Annotated in this window: 1 pseudogene; it reads right to left on the bottom strand. The window is 42.7% G+C overall.

Going from position 1 to position 649, the window contains the following annotated elements:
- Nucleotides 1-649 (bottom strand): annotated as a pseudogene (locus AC1DUW_RS31695) (YfcC family protein); the annotation flags it as partial.

Genomic DNA, 649 nt, shown 5'->3' with positions numbered 1-649 from the left:
AATGTGACTGCTCTGGCTCCTTCAATAAATGAATCAAAAAGTTTCCCCAGTTGTAAACCGCCAACCAGCCCGCTAACGATACCCATAATCAAAAAAGAAGCCGTGAGCTCTGTTAAAAACCAGCCCCATTTAAACACGCCATAAATGTTAAAAGCCAGACCAAAGATCATTGCTAGAAAAACTAGTTTATGGCGTCCGGTCAACTCAGGGAATTCAACTAACCCGGTCGTTTGTTTTTCTTTTTGTTCAATATCATAGATTACACTTTTTTCAGGATTCTGTTTTACCTTATTTGCATAACGGCTGACATACCAAATGGCAAATGCCAGCACAAAAATATAGACAACAAAACGGAATCCAATTCCAGAGAATAAAGGTACTTCAGCTAGTGATTGGGCAACCCCTACCGTGAACGGGTTGAGCATGCCTCCAAAAAATCCGCTAGCAGCACCAAGGGTAATCATAGCCGTTCCAGTAACCGCATCAAAGCCCATAGCCCTTGCTATCGCGATCCCTATAGGCACGAAGATAATGGTTTCTTCTGCCATCCCCATGCTAAAGCCGCCTATGGAAAAAAGCAACATACTCAACGGAATTAATAATTTTTCTCGCCCTTCAAGAGATCGTACCCCTTTATAGACCCCTGCTT

The organism is Peribacillus sp. P4_C12 (assembly GCF_056402095.1).
Note: the sequence above shows the minus strand (reverse complement) of the source record. Positions and strands in the feature narration are given on the sequence as shown.